Annotated in this window: 15 protein-coding genes and 1 tRNA gene; 1 reads left to right on the top strand and 15 read right to left on the bottom strand. The window is 67.9% G+C overall.

Annotated features, from left to right (window positions below; genetic code table 11):
- Positions 1–6 precede the first annotated feature (6 nt).
- The 5 genes from PJ250_RS00255 to PJ250_RS00235 all read right to left on the bottom strand — a co-directional run bounded on the left by PJ250_RS00255 (position 7) and on the right by PJ250_RS00235 (position 8,296).
- On the bottom strand, positions 7–780 hold the full coding sequence (locus PJ250_RS00255) for a class I SAM-dependent methyltransferase (RefSeq protein WP_271646553.1): 774 nt from the start codon (positions 778–780) through the stop codon (positions 7–9).
- 244 nt (positions 781–1,024) lie between these two features.
- Positions 1,025–2,557, bottom strand: coding sequence for an L-piperidine-6-carboxylate dehydrogenase (locus PJ250_RS00250; RefSeq protein ID WP_271646552.1), 1,533 nt, complete (start codon positions 2,555–2,557; stop codon positions 1,025–1,027).
- Positions 2,558–2,708: 151 nt separating this feature from the next.
- Positions 2,709–4,475, bottom strand: a complete 1,767-nt coding sequence (locus tag PJ250_RS00245) for a Mur ligase family protein (RefSeq protein ID WP_271646551.1) — start codon at positions 4,473–4,475, stop codon at positions 2,709–2,711.
- 2 nt (positions 4,476–4,477) lie between these two features.
- On the bottom strand, positions 4,478–7,273 hold the full coding sequence (gene cphA, locus PJ250_RS00240) for a cyanophycin synthetase (protein ID WP_271646550.1): 2,796 nt from the start codon (positions 7,271–7,273) through the stop codon (positions 4,478–4,480).
- Positions 7,274–7,453: 180 nt separating this feature from the next.
- Positions 7,454–8,296: a cyanophycinase gene (locus PJ250_RS00235; protein WP_271646549.1), complete on the bottom strand. Its 843-nt coding sequence runs from the start codon at positions 8,294–8,296 to the stop codon at positions 7,454–7,456.
- A gap of 227 nt (positions 8,297–8,523) precedes the next feature.
- Here PJ250_RS00235 and PJ250_RS00230 point away from each other — a divergent pair.
- Positions 8,524–8,600, top strand: a tRNA-Arg gene (locus PJ250_RS00230).
- A 75-nt stretch (positions 8,601–8,675) separates the two neighbouring features.
- On the opposite strand, the gene PJ250_RS00225 is transcribed toward PJ250_RS00230, so the two are convergent.
- The 10 genes from PJ250_RS00225 to PJ250_RS00180 all read right to left on the bottom strand — a co-directional run bounded on the left by PJ250_RS00225 (position 8,676) and on the right by PJ250_RS00180 (position 15,340).
- On the bottom strand, positions 8,676–9,665 hold the full coding sequence (locus tag PJ250_RS00225) for a tyrosine-type recombinase/integrase (protein ID WP_271646548.1): 990 nt from the start codon (positions 9,663–9,665) through the stop codon (positions 8,676–8,678).
- Between the two features lie 187 nt (positions 9,666–9,852).
- Positions 9,853–10,365 carry a class I SAM-dependent methyltransferase gene (locus PJ250_RS00220; RefSeq protein WP_271646547.1) on the bottom strand — a complete coding sequence of 171 codons (513 nt, stop codon included), beginning with the start codon at positions 10,363–10,365 and terminating at the stop codon, positions 9,853–9,855.
- Complete coding sequence (locus PJ250_RS00215; RefSeq protein ID WP_271646546.1) at positions 10,365–11,159, bottom strand: hypothetical protein; 795 nt, start codon at positions 11,157–11,159, stop codon at positions 10,365–10,367. Before PJ250_RS00215 ends, PJ250_RS00220 begins: the two co-directional genes overlap by 1 nt.
- A complete protein-coding gene (locus PJ250_RS00210) occupies positions 11,156–11,860 on the bottom strand; it encodes a hypothetical protein (RefSeq protein ID WP_271646544.1) in 705 nt (234 codons plus the stop codon). Before PJ250_RS00210 ends, PJ250_RS00215 begins: the two co-directional genes overlap by 4 nt.
- Complete coding sequence (locus PJ250_RS00205) at positions 11,857–12,021, bottom strand: hypothetical protein (RefSeq protein ID WP_271646543.1); 165 nt, start codon at positions 12,019–12,021, stop codon at positions 11,857–11,859. Before PJ250_RS00205 ends, PJ250_RS00210 begins: the two co-directional genes overlap by 4 nt.
- A gap of 217 nt (positions 12,022–12,238) precedes the next feature.
- On the bottom strand, positions 12,239–13,009 hold the full coding sequence (locus PJ250_RS00200) for a lambda exonuclease family protein (RefSeq protein WP_271646542.1): 771 nt from the start codon (positions 13,007–13,009) through the stop codon (positions 12,239–12,241).
- Positions 13,006–13,917 (bottom strand): phage-derived integrase/recombinase RecT, encoded by a 912-nt coding sequence (locus PJ250_RS00195; protein WP_271646541.1) that lies wholly within the window; start codon positions 13,915–13,917, stop codon positions 13,006–13,008. Before PJ250_RS00195 ends, PJ250_RS00200 begins: the two co-directional genes overlap by 4 nt.
- A 3-nt stretch (positions 13,918–13,920) precedes the next feature.
- The gene (locus PJ250_RS00190) at positions 13,921–14,067 is read right to left on the bottom strand and encodes a hypothetical protein (RefSeq protein WP_271646540.1); all 147 of its coding nucleotides are present in this window, start codon (positions 14,065–14,067) and stop codon (positions 13,921–13,923) included.
- A 724-nt stretch (positions 14,068–14,791) separates the two neighbouring features.
- Positions 14,792–15,172, bottom strand: a complete 381-nt coding sequence (locus PJ250_RS00185) for a hypothetical protein (RefSeq protein ID WP_271646539.1) — start codon at positions 15,170–15,172, stop codon at positions 14,792–14,794.
- A gap of 3 nt (positions 15,173–15,175) precedes the next feature.
- Positions 15,176–15,340 carry a hypothetical protein gene (locus PJ250_RS00180; RefSeq protein ID WP_271646538.1) on the bottom strand — a complete coding sequence of 55 codons (165 nt, stop codon included), beginning with the start codon at positions 15,338–15,340 and terminating at the stop codon, positions 15,176–15,178.

Raw genomic sequence — 15,340 nt, 5'->3', positions numbered from 1 at the left:
GGATCCTCAGGAAGCGTTGGCAAGCGTACCGGCAAACACGCGCGTGTCGTAGTCGAAGGACACCGCGCCATCGACCGCGGTGGCATCGAACAGCGCGCGCAGCGCTGCCAGCATCGGCGCATGCCGGGGATGATCCGACTGCGGGGCATAGGAGGAGGACAGCAGTCGTCCGCGCAGCGCATCGAAGTCCAGCCGCTGGCCGTGGTCGAAGCGCGCGCTGCCGCGCAAGCCCTCGCCGAACCAGGCGGCCATCGACGCATCGTCGTTGTAGCGCTCGGCCACGCTGGTGTAGTCCAGGCCGTAGTCCAGCAGCAGCCGCTCGTAGCCTTCCAGGAACGGCGTGCCGGTCAGCCGCCGCGAGTTCCAGAAGATGACCGCCAGTCCGCCGGGTTGCAGGATGCGCGACCACTCTGCCTTGACGGCGTCGTGGTCGAACCAGTGGAAGGCCTGCGCGGCGGTGACCAGACCGACGCTGGCATCGGCCAGCGTGGTGGCTTCGGCGGTGCCGGCCACGGCCGAAAAGCGTTCCTCGCCGCCCAGCCACTCCACAGCGGCCGCGCGCATCGCGGCGTTGGGTTCGACGGCGGTCACCGGATGGCCGCCATCCAGGAACAGCTTGCTGGAGATGCCGGTGCCGGCTCCGATATCGGCGACCGGCGCATCGGCCGACACGCCCAGCTCGCCGTGCAGCCAGTCCAGCAGTGCCGCTGGATAGTCCGGTCGGTAGCGCACGTAATCGGCCACGCGGGTGGTGAAGCGTTCGGTGGATTCGAGCGTCACGGGGATCCTGGCAGTGCTCAGTCGGGGGAAACATCGCCTGCCCGCCAGCGGGCAGAGATGGACGGCAACCAGCGCGCGGGGCGCGGGACAGCACCGGGATTTTAACAGCCCGGCGTCCAGGCGCCGGTCGCTCAGGTGCAAGCCCGGCGTCAGTGCGTCGTCGTTGTCCGCAGAGACGACAACGGCGCCGGGATGCGGCGCCGTTGCGATGCAGGGTCCGGCCCTGGGTGGCCGGACCTGCGGTTTACAGATCGAACTTGATGCCCTGGGCCAGCGGCAGCGAATCGGAGTAGTTGATCGTGTTGGTCTGGCGGCGCATGTAGGCCTTCCACGCGTCAGAGCCGGATTCGCGCCCGCCGCCAGTGTCCTTCTCGCCGCCGAACGCGCCGCCGATCTCCGCACCGGAGGTGCCGATGTTGACGTTGGCGATGCCGCAGTCGCTGCCGGCTGCGGACAGGAACTTCTCGGCGGACTTGAGGTTGTTGGTGAAGATCGCCGAGGACAGGCCCTGCGGCACGCCGTTCTGCATGTCCAGCGCCTCGTCCAGCGTCTCGTAGGGCATCACGTACAGGATCGGGGCGAAGGTCTCGTGCTGGACGATGGCGTCGGTGTTCTTCAGGCCGGAGATGATCGTCGGCAGCACGAAGTTGCCTTCGCGTGGCAGCGCCATGCCCCCGGTCTCCACGGTGCCACCGGCGGCCTTGGCTGCTTCCACGGACTTCAGGAACGCATCGACTGCGTCCTTGCTGTTGAGCGGGCCCATCAGGTTGGCCGCGTCCAGCGGGTCGCCGATCTTGCCTTCAACCTGCTTGTACGCCTTGACCAAGGTGGACAGTACGGTGTCGTAGATCGAGGTGTGCACGATCAGGCGGCGGGTGGTGGTGCAACGCTGGCCGGCGGTGCCGACCGCGCCGAACACGATGCCCGGCACGGCCAGCTTCAGGTCGGCGGTCTCGTCCAGGATGATGGCGTTGTTGCCGCCCAGTTCCAGCAGGCTGCGGCCCATGCGGCGGGCCACGCGCTCACCGACGATGCGGCCGACCTGGGTCGAGCCGGTGAAGCTGATCAGCGGCACGCGGGTGTCGTCGACCAACTGCTGGGACAGTTCGATGCCGGCATCGTTGACCAGGAAGAACAAGTCCGGGAAGCCGGCGTCCTTGAGCGCGGCGTTGCAGATCTTCTGCGTGGCCAACGCGGTCAGCGGGGTCTTGTTGGACGGCTTCCAGATGCAAATGTCGCCGCAGATGGCGGCCAGGAAGGCGTTCCACGCCCACACCGCGACCGGGAAGTTGAACGCGCTGATGATGCCGACCAGGCCGATCGGGTGGTACTGCTCGTACATGCGGTGGCCGGGGCGCTCGGAATGCATGGTGTAGCCGTAGAGCATGCGGCTCTGGCCCACGGCGAAGTCGGCGATGTCGATCATCTCCTGCACCTCGCCATCGCCCTCGGGCTTGGACTTGCCCATTTCCAGGGCGACCAGCGAGCCGAGCAGATCCTTGTTGGCGCGCAGCGCCTCGCCGCACAGGCGCACGGCTTCGCCGCGGCGCGGCGCCGGGGTGGTGCGCCAGGTCTTGAAGGCGGCCTGGGCGCGTTCGATCACCGTGTCGTAGTCGGACTTGCCGGTGGCATGGACCGTGGCGATGACGGCGTTGGTGGTCGGGTTGACCGATTCCAGCACGCCGGCGTCGGTCGTGGTCGACCATTCCCCCTGGCCGAGGTAGGTGCCGGAATTGGTCGGGCCAAGGCCCAGGGCCTTGAGCAGGTCAGATGACATGGAGACTCCGTGTTTGATGCGAAAGAAGTGGCCGCACGTGGGGGAACGCGGCGCGGCCGGTGATTTTAACAGGGCGCGCCAGCCGCCTCCCGCGCGCTGGTTCGTATGCAGGCCCAGGCGCCACGGCGTGTCGCAGCGGGCCGACGACCCCTTACGGGGCGGCGCGGGGCACCGGCTGGCCGGGACGCCAGCCCTGCTGGGCCAGCGCATCCAGCAGGGCGACCACGCGTTCGCGGGCCGCCAGCTCGTGCACGGGCAGGACCAGCAGGTCGCCATCGCGCGCCCACATCAGGGGCGCAAGCGCGGCGTCCACCTCATTCAGGTGCTGGGCAATGGCCGAGGGCGCGATGCCGTCGGCCAGCAGCTGCGCGCGCATGATGCCGGCCACCTCGCTGCTGGCACGGCCGCGTTCGTAGCCGGCGATGTCCTTGAGCACCACCAACTCGGGCCGGTAGGCCGCGGCCGTCGCGGCGACCGCGCGCAGGTCGGCGTCCTCGCGGTTGCCGGCATGGCCCAGCACCACGGCCAGGCGCCCTTCGCGCTCGCCGGCGCCCACGGCGTCGAGCAATCCATGCAGGCCGTCGGGGTTGTGCGCATAGTCCAGATAGACCTGGGTCCGGCCGAAGGTCCAGTGCTGCAGGCGGCCCGGATTGTCGTGCGGATCGTTGCCGAAGTGCATCAAGGTCACCGCGATGGCGTCCGGGCGGATGCCCAGCGCGGCCGCGGCGAGGGCCGCCGAGGCCAGGTTGTCCAGGTTGTAGCCGGCACGGTCGCCCAGGCTCAGGGGCATGTCGGCCGTCGCGCCCAGGTCGTGGTCGACGCCGGCCAGCGACAGCCACAGATGTCCGTCGCGCAGCCCGCAGGCCGGCTCGCCCCGCGCGCGCTGGGCACGCAGCAACGGGTGTTCGAAATCTTGCGAGTGCCATGCCAGCGGACAGGACAAGGCCTCGGCCTGCGCGCGCAGCCGTGGGTCGTCGGCATTGAGCACCAGGCGCCCGCCGGCACCGATCGCCCGGGCCACGGTCAGCTTCACCGTGGCCAGGTCGTCCAGCCCGTGGATGCCGTACTCGCCGAAGTGATCGGTCGCCACATTGGTCACCACCGCCACACTGGCCCGGCAGGTGGCCAGGCCGCGGCGCAGCAGGCCGCCGCGCGCGGTTTCCAGCACGGCGGCCTGGGCACCGGCCTGGCGCAGGGCCATGCGTGCGCCGGTGGGGCCGGAAAAGTCGCCGGTATCCAGCGCATGGCCTTCGATGAACACCCCATCGGTGCAGCTGTAGGCGCAGCGCCAGCCGCGCGCGGCGCACAGCGCGGCCAACAGGCGCACGGTGGTGGTCTTGCCGTTGGATCCGGTAACCAGTGCGGTCGGGATGTCGTGCAGGCGCGCCCAGGGCACTTCAGCCGGCGTCGGCAGCTCATCCAGGAACCAGCTGCGGCTGCCGCGACCGCTGCCCAGGGTCAATTCGTCGTCGTCCAGCAGAAAGGGGAGCGCGTGCGCATCGGCCTCGGCCTTGAGCGCCACCAGGGCCGGCATGGCCTCGGCGACGGCCGCCGCGCGCAGGCTCGGCAGGGCGGCGGTGATGTCCCAGGTGGCGGGATGTCCCGGCGCGTGGAAGGGGATGGCCGCGCAGCCGGAGGCCTGCCACCAGGCCCACTCGTTGAGGACGGTGGCGGTGTACAGCTGATCCAGCGGTGCAGCGAAGGCCAGGGTTACGCCGCTGGCGTGGCGGCGCACGTGCAGTGCATCGTCCGGCCAGCCCAGCGCACGGCGCATCTGCCGCACCAGGGCGCGCCAGCGGCGCGGCGCGGCGTCGTCCAGGGGGAGCCCCGGCGCGGATTCCAGCGCGGTGCCGGGGCCTGCGAAATACACGTTGCAGCCGGTGAGCCGGCGCGATTCGTGGAACGGAAGCCCGGACATGCTCACCCGTCCGCCCCGGGCGGTCGCGCGAACACCAGCCCGCGTGCATCGCGGACCACGCCGTCGGGCAGGGCTTCCGGCTCCAGGCCAGCGTCGTGCGTGGGGTCACGGCCGACCGCAACGGTGTGGTGCGCCTCGGGCGCGCCGGCCGGGCGGAACTTGGTGATCTGCTTCCAGGTGCGCGCCAGCGCATCGGCGAACACCACGACCAGGTCGCCGGCGCGGCCCAGGCGCAGGGCCGCGTCCACCGCCTGTTGCTCGTCGGGGATGACCTCGATGGCCGAGGCGGGCACGCCGGCCTCGCGCAGTGCCTCGGCCAGGATGCGCGGCACGTCCTCCGGTCCGCGCCCGCGCAGCGCGTCGTCGCGGCGCACGATGTAATGGTCGAAGCGCCCGGCCACCGCGCGGGCGATCTCCACCAGGTCCGCGTCGCGGCGGTCACCCGGTCCGGTGAGGACCACGATGCGCCGCCCGCTCACGTCCATGCGCCCGGCCAGAGCGGCGATCGCGCTGGCGGCGTGCGCGTTGTGGGCGTAGTCCATCAACACCTTGAACGGGTGCTCGGAGAACAGGTTCATCCGCCCCGGCGCCTGGAAGAAGGTCGTGTCGAAGGTGCGCAGCCCCTGGCGGATGGCATCCAGCTTCAACCCCAGCGCGTGGGCCAGGGACGCGGCGAACATCGCGTTGGACACGTTGTGCGTGGCCCGGCCTTCCAGCGTGGCCGGGATCAGGTGGGTCCACATCAGCGGGATGTGCCGACCGCCGTCGTAGAGGGTGATCATCTGGCCGTTGACGCCGGCCTCCAGCGCGCAGGCGCGGCCGCCGGCGCGGATGTGCGCGCGGACCAGCGCGTGCGAGGGATTGGTGGTGACGTAGCAGACCGCGCGCGCATCGGTGTGGGCGGACATGCGGATCACGTTGGGGTCATCGGCGTTGAGCACGGCGCAGTCGCGGGCCACCTCCACCACGATGCGCTTGAGCTGCGCCAGCTGGGGCAGGGTGTCGATGCCTTGCCGCCCCAGGTGGTCGGATGCCACGTTGAGCACGGCGCCGACATTGACCTCCGGCACGGCCAGGCCGGCGCGCAGCAGGCCGCCGCGCGCGGTCTCCAGGATGGCGATGTCGATCTGCGGATCGCCGAGCACCATGCGCGCGGCGACCGGGCCGGTCATGTCGCCTTCCACGGTGCGTCGCCCGTCGATGTAGACCCCGTCGGTGGTGGTCATGCCCGGCGTGCGTCCGGCCATCTTGGCGATGTGCGCCAGCATGCGTGCGGTGGTGGTCTTGCCGTTGGTGCCGGTGATCGCCGCGATCGGCACGCGCGCCGGGCTGCCGGGTGGGAACAGCATGTCCAGCACTGGCCCGCCCACGTCGCGCGGCTGCCCTTCGCTGGGCGCCACGTGCATGCGCAGGCCCGGGGCGGCATTGACCTCGCAGATCGCCCCGCCCACCTTCGCGTAGCTCTCACCGATGTCCGGGCTGATGAAGTCCACGCCGGCCACGTCCAGGCCGATCGCACTGACCGCGCGCACGGCCATGTCGCGGTTGTCCGGATGGATCAGGTCGGTCACGTCGGTGGCGGTGCCGCCGGTGGACAGGTTAGCGGTCGAACGCAGATAGACCACCTCGCCAGCGGCGGGCACGGTGAAGTGGTGGTAGCCCAGGCGCTCGAGCATCAGGTCGGCCTGCTCGTCCAGTTCCAGTTGGGTGAGCACCTTCTCGTGGCCGATGCCGCGGCGCGGGTCGGCGTTGACCCGGTCCACCAGCTCGGCGATGTCGGCTACGCCGTCGCCGACCACATGGCCGGGCGTGCGTCGGGTGGCGGCGATCAGTTCGCCATTGACCACCAGCAGGCGATGGTCGTCGCCGGCGATGAAGGTCTCCACGATCACCGAGCGCGAATGCAGGCGCGCGGCCTCGAAGCCGGCGATGACCTGTTCCGGCGTGTGCAGGTCGATGCTGATCCCGCGGCCGTGGTTGCCGTTGTAGGGCTTGGTCACCACCGCGCCGCCAAGTTGGCGTGCCGCCCGCACCGCCCCCTGCGCGTTGGTGACCAGCACCTGCCGCGGGACCGGCAGGCCGAGGCCGGCGAGCAGGGTGTTGGTTTCTTCCTTGTCGCTGGCCAGCTGGACGGCGATGTGCGAGGTGCGGCCGGTGATCGTGGCCTGGATGCGCTGCTGGTAGCGCCCGTGGCCGAACTGGATCAGCGACTGGGCGTTGAGCCGCAGCCAGGGGATGCCGCGCACTTCGGCGGCCTTGACCAGGGCAGCGGTCGACGGGCCGAACGCGCGCCGCTGGGCGTAACGGATGAAGTCGATCCGCGCGGTGTCCCACTGCCAGTCAGCGGCGACCGGCTCGCTGCCGCGCAGTGCCTCGGGGACCTGCCCGGCCAGCAACTTCAGCGCCAGCGCAGCGGCGGCCAGGCCCTCCTCACGCTGCGCGTAGGCGTAGATCACTTCGTGCAGGGGGGGCGAAGTGCCCGCGATGGCACGGCTGCGGAAGAAGGCTACGTCTTCGCCCGCGATCCGCTGCAGTTCGACGGCCGCCGCCGCCAGGATCTCGCCCAGCCCGACGCCGTCACCGGCACGCATGCGCTGGGCCAGGTCGCCACGTTCCTCGTGGCCATCGCCATGTCCGCCAAGGCCGGGCAGCGCGGCCAGCACGCCCGTGACGAATTCCTCGCCCAGGCGCGCGCTCGACCAGTCCGCCAGCGCCTCCAGGTCCACCACCAGACGGATGACCGGGAAGTGCGCATACAGCGACGGGCCGACGTAGACCGCGCGTTCCAGGATGCGCATGGCCTAGGGCCTGTCAACGCGACAGAGCGGGGGCACGGCAAGTCCAAGGAGCGCGACTGGGCGCGCGCGGTGCCGCTTCGTCATTCGGCTGCTTATCAACATCAGCGCTCTCCTTGTTCCTCTCGCCACACGTGCCCAGGCGCGGCAGGGTGTCTCGCAATCGCGTCAACCGGCCTTGGCTCACGTTCGATCCGCCAGCAGCGCACCGGGCGATGCCGTGCGCGTGGCCAGGTCGAAGGTCGCTCCGGCGATGAGCACGTGCAGGGTCAGGCCGAGCATGCACACCGGATCGCGTCCGCCGGCATCGGCCATGGACGAAAACCCCAGCGCGCCCGCATCGACCACCGTGACCGAGCCCGAGCCCTCCACCTCCAGCGTGTTGTCCGGGCCGATGAAGGCGGCGGTGTCCTCGTCCAGGCCGATGCCGACGGCGAACGGGTTGTAGGCCAGTGCCGCCAGCAGCCGGCCCAGGCGGTCGCGCTGGCGGAAATGCTGGTCGATCAGGAAACGGTTGGTCAGCCCCAGCCCCGGGGCCAGATGCACGCTGTCCGCACGCGGGCAGGCGCCTTCGCCACCGTAGGCGATCATGTGCTCGGACAGGATCGCCGCCCCGGCGCTGCTCCCGCCCACGGTGATCCCGGCGGCGTTGCGCGCCCGGATCAGCTGCGCGGCCGGCGTGCCGCCCAGCACGGAGGACAGCCGCAGCTGGTTGCCGCCGGTGAAGAAGATCGCGCTGGCCCGCTCGATGCGTGCCAGCCGCTCGGGATCATGCCCGTCGTGGCGGGTCTGGAAATCCACGACTTCCACCCGCTGCGCGCCCAGTTCCCCGAACAACTGCCCGTAGCGCGATCCCGCATCACGCAGCTGGCTGGCGGTGGGAATGACCAGGATCTCGGCGCGCGGGCCGCCGGCCAGCGCCACGAAGCGCGCCAGGATGCGCGGGTCGCCGTCCTTGTTCTCGGCACCGCCGATGGGGACGATCCAGCCGCGTTCGTCGCCTTGGGCAACCTTGCTCGGACACATGACGGCGCTGCGGCTCCTGTCGTGGAAGAGGTCTTGGCGCGCGACATCTGCCGCGCTGCGGGCGCCGGCCTGCAAGGAACAGACACCCCGTGTTCTCCCCCAATTGGCCAGACGATCATGGGCGATCCCCAGGCCAGCCGAGACGTTAGCACGCACGTGCTAAGGCGATGTGGGCGGCGGCTTCGTGCTGCCGTGCGCCCGGCGCATGCGGCTACAATGGCGCGGCCGGCCCCGTAGCTCAGCTGGATAGAGCGTCCCCCTCCTAAGGGGAAGGTCAGTGGTTCGAATCCACTCGGGGTCACCACGATCAATGGCTTAGGAAGGTCGCAAAGCCATATCAAGCCGTGAAAAGCCACTCTTTGGTCACAGTGGTCACAGTCTAGAACCTCAGCTTCCGCACCGCGCCGTCGTCGCCCTCTGGCGTCAGGTGGGCATAGTACTTCTCGGTCGTCGCGTAGTCCGCGTGCCCGGCCAGCAGCTGGACGCGGCGCAGCGGAACCCCGGCCATCACCATGTGCGCGCAGAAGGTGTGGCGCAGCCTGTGCAGGCTTCCGCCGATGCCGGCCTTCTTGGCGTCCCTCGCGAACCAGTCGCTGACCGTGTCCTTATGCACGTCCACCAGAGGATCTGGCAGGCGGCGCAGGGCCCAGGCGGCGTAGCGGTTCAGAGGCACCTCGCGCCAGCGCCCGGACTTGGTACGCCCGGCGCCCGTATCGTCAGGCTCGCTTTCCACGTACAGCCGGCCAGCCGCCACGGCGCTGTGCTGCAGTCCAATCACCTCGCCGCGGCGCAGCCCAGTGTGGGCCAGGAACAGCCACAGTGGCGCGCGCGCGGGGTTGGCACGGTACAGCCGGCGCATAGCCGCCCGGTCGTAGAAGCGCACTGCCACGCTGCGCACGCCTCGTGGCGCCTTGATCCCCTCCAGCGGGTTCACGTCCAGCTGCTGCCAGCCTACGCCGCGTCGAAAGGCCGCCTGCAGCCGGCGGATCTCCTTGCCGACCGTCTCCGGCGCGGCCTTGTCGTCCATCAGCCGGCGGCGCTTGTACTGCTCGATCTCGAAGGGCTTGATCGTGTCGATCGGGCGGTGGCCGAACTGGCCGATGAAGCGGCGCATCTCGCTGCGCGCCTTGCCGATCGTGGTCGGGTGCTCGGCCTCGTACCAGTCCAGGTAGCTCTCCAGGTAGGGGCGCACCGCTGGCAGCCTGGCCAGGATGCGTACCCCATGGGTCAGCTCTGCTTCCTTCGCTGCTCGAACCTGCTCAGCCTCTCGCTCGGTGACCCGCCCGATCGAGGCCCGGAAACGCTCACCGGCCTGGCGCCAGTTGAGGTAGGCGACGCCGCTGCGCCAGTAGATGGTGACCTTTGCCATTGCTCGGACTCGTAGATGGCCCGATAGAGGGCCGCTTTCTCGTACAGCTTCTTCCCCATGAATCGGCGCGGCACCACGCCGAGCAGCATGGCGTGCTCCTTGAACTGGCTCCAGGACACGCGGCAATAGGCCGCAGCCTCCTTCTCGGTCAGCCAGTCGCCGTCAAGCCGGAGGTCTTCGGCGGCGCTCATCCCCGGACCTCCTGCGCAGGCTTCATGAAGGTGACCCAATGCGTGCCGCCTCGCTTCCCGGATGGATGGCCAAAAAGAGGCCTCGCCTCGGTCAACGCCAGAACCTCCTTCGTGGCAACCTGCACCTCAGACCATTTGAAGATCAACACCCCTTCCGGCTTCAGGACGCGAAAGCACTCCGAGAAGCCGCGGCGCAGATCCTCTCGCCAATCCTTCCCCAGCCTGCCGTACTTCCCGGCCAGCCAGCTTTCCTTTCCTGCGCGGACCAGGTGTGGCGGATCGAACACCACAAGCGGAAACGAATCACTGGCGAAGGGCATGGCGCGGAAATCCATGCGCGTGTCGGGGGCGATCGACAGCACTCGCGTACCATCCGCTTTGTGAGTTCGGTCGACGACGGTGATCGTCTCGCGGCGCTGGTCACCAAACAGACCGCGCTGGTCCTGGCGGTCGAACCACATCATTCGTGTGCCGCAGCAAGGATCGAGAACTGACGGAAGCTCAGCCATCACTCCCCCTTTGCCTGTGCCGTCAGTGAGTTCAGCGCCCGTCCGATCAGCTCGGTGAGATAGCCAGCGCCCAGGCCGCGCGCCGTGGTGGCCTCGCGCATTTCCTCGATCAGATCAGCATCCCGCAGCACAGCCGGGTCGGTGGGGGCGGGGTGGAGGTACAGCGGGACAGTTCCTTTGCCCGGATTGTTCGGAGTCCGTAGCGTGTTGGAGAAGAAGCCGGATCCATTACGGATAAGAGCCAAATGGCGAGGGTCTATGTAAGCCACCGCCTCCGCGCTCCCCTGCTGCGCGGCTGGCGGGGTTGGGTATTGAGGTTCAGCGGCGTATTGCGCGTCGATCCAATCATTCCTACTCGAAATGAAGTCCTTAAGCGCAGACACCGTTATTTGAGGGTCGCCGCAAGCGTCGTCTCCGACGCCAAGCAGCTGGTCGATTTCTGCAAGCGCACGTACGGCGGCTTCAAACATCTCCTTGTACCCATCCTGCTGCGCGGCTGGCGGTGACGTGGCGTCCCGGCAAGCATCCTCCAACGCCTGCACGACTTCGGCTTTACCGGCACGCGTTAGTACATTGATCGCCATCTGCATGGCACCCCGGTCCACCAGCAGCATCCCAGGCGGCACGCCGGCGGGCTGGGAGACGGCGGCGCTTCCGGCTTTCACCAATTCGTGGATCGCGCGTATCTGGTCATCGGTAGCCGGCTCGGTCAGGTATAGCACCACGGCCTTGGCGTTGCCGGCGTCTCGGCCGGTGCCGATCAGGCGGGGCAACTGTTCTTGTTCGGACGTCATGCTGCACCTCGTGAATGGTTGATTGAATTGCGCGGGGCGATGCGCTGAAATCCCGGCAAGATCTCGATCACGCCACCGGCCGCGATGAAGTCCTCGGACGTGTAGGTCGGGCGCGGAGCCGGGGCCGGCTTGCTCTTGGCCACGTCCAGGCGGGGCAGGGCTCGCGGCTTGGGAACGGGCTTCGGCGCCAGCCGTGCAAGACGGCGCTGCTCGGCCTTCCGCTGAGCCTCGAGTCGAGCGGCTTCCTTCGCCTCACGCCTCATCCTGCGGGCCTCCTGCTCGGCCAGCTTCAGCGCATGTGCTGCTTCACGCTTGGCACGGTTCTCTGCCACCCGGATCGCCTTGGTCGCCTTTCTCTCGGCCGCCTCAGCACGGCGTTGCTCCAGCGTCCGGCCGCCGTTCTCAAGCCGACGCCTGTCCCGGCGCCGCTGCTGGCAGAACAGGTAGCGCTCTCGGCGCTCTTCCTCGGTCTGGCAGCGCACATAGCGGATCTCGCCAGTCCCGATCTGGTAGCGGAACGATCCGAGCTTGCCGGTGCGGATCAGGTGGCCGCGCTCGACCATACGATTCAGTGAGGTGCCCAGGCCAAGCGTGGCGACGCCGGCCGCCGCAGCGATCTCGCCGAAGCTCATCGGCTCCGGGCTGGCCTTGATGACATCGCGGATATGCGCGGACTGGTTGTAGCTGGAGTTCGGTGTCATCGCGGGATCGCCTCCGGGCGCTCGGCCTCGTGGATGTAGTGCGCGTATCGCGCGGTGTCGTCGGGGAACTGCTGCCGGGATGTCTCTGCGGCCTGGCTCCAGACTTCGGCCATCGCGCGCGGGTCGTCCCTGAAAATGTCGGTCTGCTGCTCGGGTCGCATGCCATCGCTCCGGTGGATAGGTGCCGGCACAGGCGCCGCCGGCTGGCGTTGGAATGGGTGGAGAGGGCCGGTGCTGATCTCCGGCTTACCCAGGTGCTTTCTTGTTCCTTACCGATCCGCGCTGGGTATCGGCAGTGGCACGCCTCGAAATGGGTTGGCGGTACAAGCTGGGCCGACCGTAGCTGCGCATCAGCCTGCGCATTCCTCTCCGTAGTCGTTAGGCGGCCATGGGCTGCTCGAGCTGCACCTGGAACGCGCCGACCATCTCGGCGAACGCGCGCAGGTCGCGCTCCATGGCCTCAATGAAAGCGTCGTCGCGCTCGAAGACTTTCCACCAGAGGTGTCGGTTGCAATGGACCAGGGCGGGGCAGTACAGACCCACGTGCCAGCGCTGTCGCCCGGTGATCCACATGCAGCCCTGCACCTGCTCGAACAGCTCGCTGGCGTCGTTGTCGATGTGGAAGGTGCGCAAACGATCCGGCGCGATGAAGCACTTGTACTCGGCGCCCTCGTCGTCGCCGATCAGGCCGTCAGCGGAAGCACCGAACAGGCCGTCGTCCGTCTTGACGAACCCGGCGCGCTGCACGATCAGGCCAGACTGCATCTCGTGCTCGGCCCTGGCCATGGGTTCCAGCTCATGGCCGCGGCGCATGGCGTAGGTCTCGAAACCTTCATCCAGCGGCTCGCCGTTGAGGCGCTCCACTGCCAGGCGGAATGCGTAGTTCTTCGCCTCCTCGCTCCAGTCGCCAACCTGCTCGCCACGAAGCGCGCGGGTGATGATGTCCGAGCGTGGCGCGACCTTGTAGCCGGCCAGTGCCATCGCCTCCTTCTCCGGCATGCCGGACTGCCGTGCCTGCACATAGAGCGCCTGCCGCTCATCCAGCACGCCCACGCGCTTGCGAGCGACGCCGAACATGCTGGCGGTGATCACCCCAGCCCTGGCGCAATGCCACTCGGGGCTGCCCTGCTCGCAGTTGATGACGATCACTCGGCCACCTCCGCATCAGCCAGCTCGGCCTTGTCCTTCAGGCCCTCGTGGGCCGGGCCGCCGATCATCTTCCGCTGCTCGGGAGTGAGCGCCTTCCACTCTTTGGCGTAGGCTTCGGTGCCACCTTCTGCGATGTCGCTTAGCCGCGCATACAGGGCGTCTCGCTCCGGGCTATCCACGGGTGCCGGCAGCGCCGCACGTGCTGGCTCCTTCTTGTGTTCGAGGATAGCGAGGCCTTCGCCCGCATCGGTGTTCAGGTGATGAATTGCTTGGTCCAGGCGGTCGGTCTTCGGCCAGTATTTGTAGCCTCGTTTCACCACCGTCTTTTTTGCCATCTCGCCCCAGTCGGTTTTCCAGGGGGACGCCTTTCCGGAGCGCACAGACTGTGAGCGGCTCATGATCCCGTCGATCTCATCGCGGCTCATGCACTCGGTCAGGTAGTCGCCTTCGGGCGTCTTGACCACCGCATACGCGCCAACGACCTCGCCACGGTCACGGCTGAACGGGTCGCGCTTGTGCACAGGCTCCCTGTCCACGCCGTTGAGCATGAAGGTGTCATTGCTGTACACCAGCTCAGCCTGACCCCAGCGGATGGAGCCTGATTCGATGGCTAAATCCATCAACCCCATGTAGCTGATATCCAGGCAGATCTTGCCGTCGCGCGGCACCAGATATGCTTGCTTCTTCGCTGGGTTGAGGCTGATGCCGATGGCGGCGATGTTCACCACCGCATTGATGACGGACTGCTTGTTTGCCATCGCGATTTTCATCGCGTAGTCGTTGCCATAAAGCAGCTGGATGGCGAACTCTGCTTCCCGATCGAAACTGATCGAACGATCAGCCAGCACCGACATGAATGCATCTTTGGTGCTGTAAATCTCATGCTCGATGTTGATGATGTTGTTCACTGCTCAGTTCCTCGCCGGCCAGGCCGGCAGATCAGTGGTGGTGTGCGTCAGCACGTAAGTGACGACGTGCTGCGCGATGTGCGGCACTGCGTATAGGCCCAGGACCAGGACAGCCCAGAAGGCGATGCGCTCGGCGCGGCGGAGGGTCATACCGCCGCCCCAATGCAGAACCCGATGACCATCCACCAGCAGGCAGAACAGACCCAGTTGGCGATCCGGTAGGCGCGGGCGTAGGGCTTATCCACGGAGGTTGGCCTCCTGCGCTTGCTGGGCTGGGGTCAACTGGGAAGGAGCACCCTTCGGCTGGAACACGAAGCAGTCGGGGCATGGCGTTACGAAAACCCGCTGAGCGCAACGTTCTTCGGGACTGTCATGCTCGAGCGGGCCAGGGCTCGGACGAGACTCGGCGAACCCAGCGAAGCACTCCTTGCCGCACGACGGGCACAACGGAGTGAAGCTGACAGTAATCTGGTAGGTGCTCATGCCTGCTCTCCGGTGGCCTTGCGCAACGCGGCGCGGGCGTTCCTGCGCCTCCCTGCGGCCCTCCTGCATTCGCGGCAATCGCGATGGCCTTTGGGAGTGACGTATGTGTTTGATTCGTCGTAGCCGTGCCCAGCGGGGCAATGCGTGGCACGGGCAGCTTTTGCAGTGATGCCAACGCCTCGCAAAGTGTTTTCACGAGGGGTAACAAGCTCGAGGTGATCAACGTTCACGCAGGCCCTGTTTCGGCAAAGGTGATCAACCACCATCCCCGCCGGGATCGGCCCATGAGCCGATTCATAGGCAGCCCGATGTGCGGCATGGACAACACCAGATGATTTGAATCGGCCATAGCCATGACTCGTTAGTGCGCCTGGCGCCAAGATGCAGACGCTCATGCCGCCCACTCCTGCCGACTGTCCCGGCGCATCTCTGCGCGCATCTCGGCCGATTCTTCGCGGTGGGTTTCGAACGCGGCCTCTGCCAGTTCCTGTAGCTTCTCGCGCCGCGCCGCGCCGTGGACCTTCGCCAGCCGGTACAGGCGTGTCAGGACTTCCGAGCCAAGCAAATCGGCCGGCTCAACGCCGTCCAGATCCGCCATCGCCCGTTCCAGTTCGCTGTAGTGCTCGCCGGACTGTTCGCCGTCCGCCAGCTCGTCGGCCTCGGCAACTTTCTCCGGGTCGGCGGCGAAGTTGGCGATCAGATCACCAATCGCCTCGGCATCGTCGTCAACGCCGCAGGCGCCTTCCAGCCAATTGTCGTATGCGGTCGCCATCCCTCAGCCCCCCACCACATCAAAGGTGCCGCGCAGCGCGTTGAGGTAGGTCGCCCGCTCGAAGGCGTCCAGAAACGTGTCGTGCAGCGTCGCAGTCGCGAAGTCGTCCCCGTAAACGCACACGAACAAGTGCGGGGTGATCTGCTCGGTGTGGTAGGTCTGGTCCAT

Origin of the sequence: Pseudoxanthomonas sp. JBR18 (assembly GCF_028198165.1) — a bacterium.
Lineage (GTDB): Bacteria > Pseudomonadota > Gammaproteobacteria > Xanthomonadales > Xanthomonadaceae > Pseudoxanthomonas_A.
The sequence above is the reverse complement of the archived record's forward strand: the minus strand, read 5'-3'. Positions and strand labels throughout refer to the sequence as shown.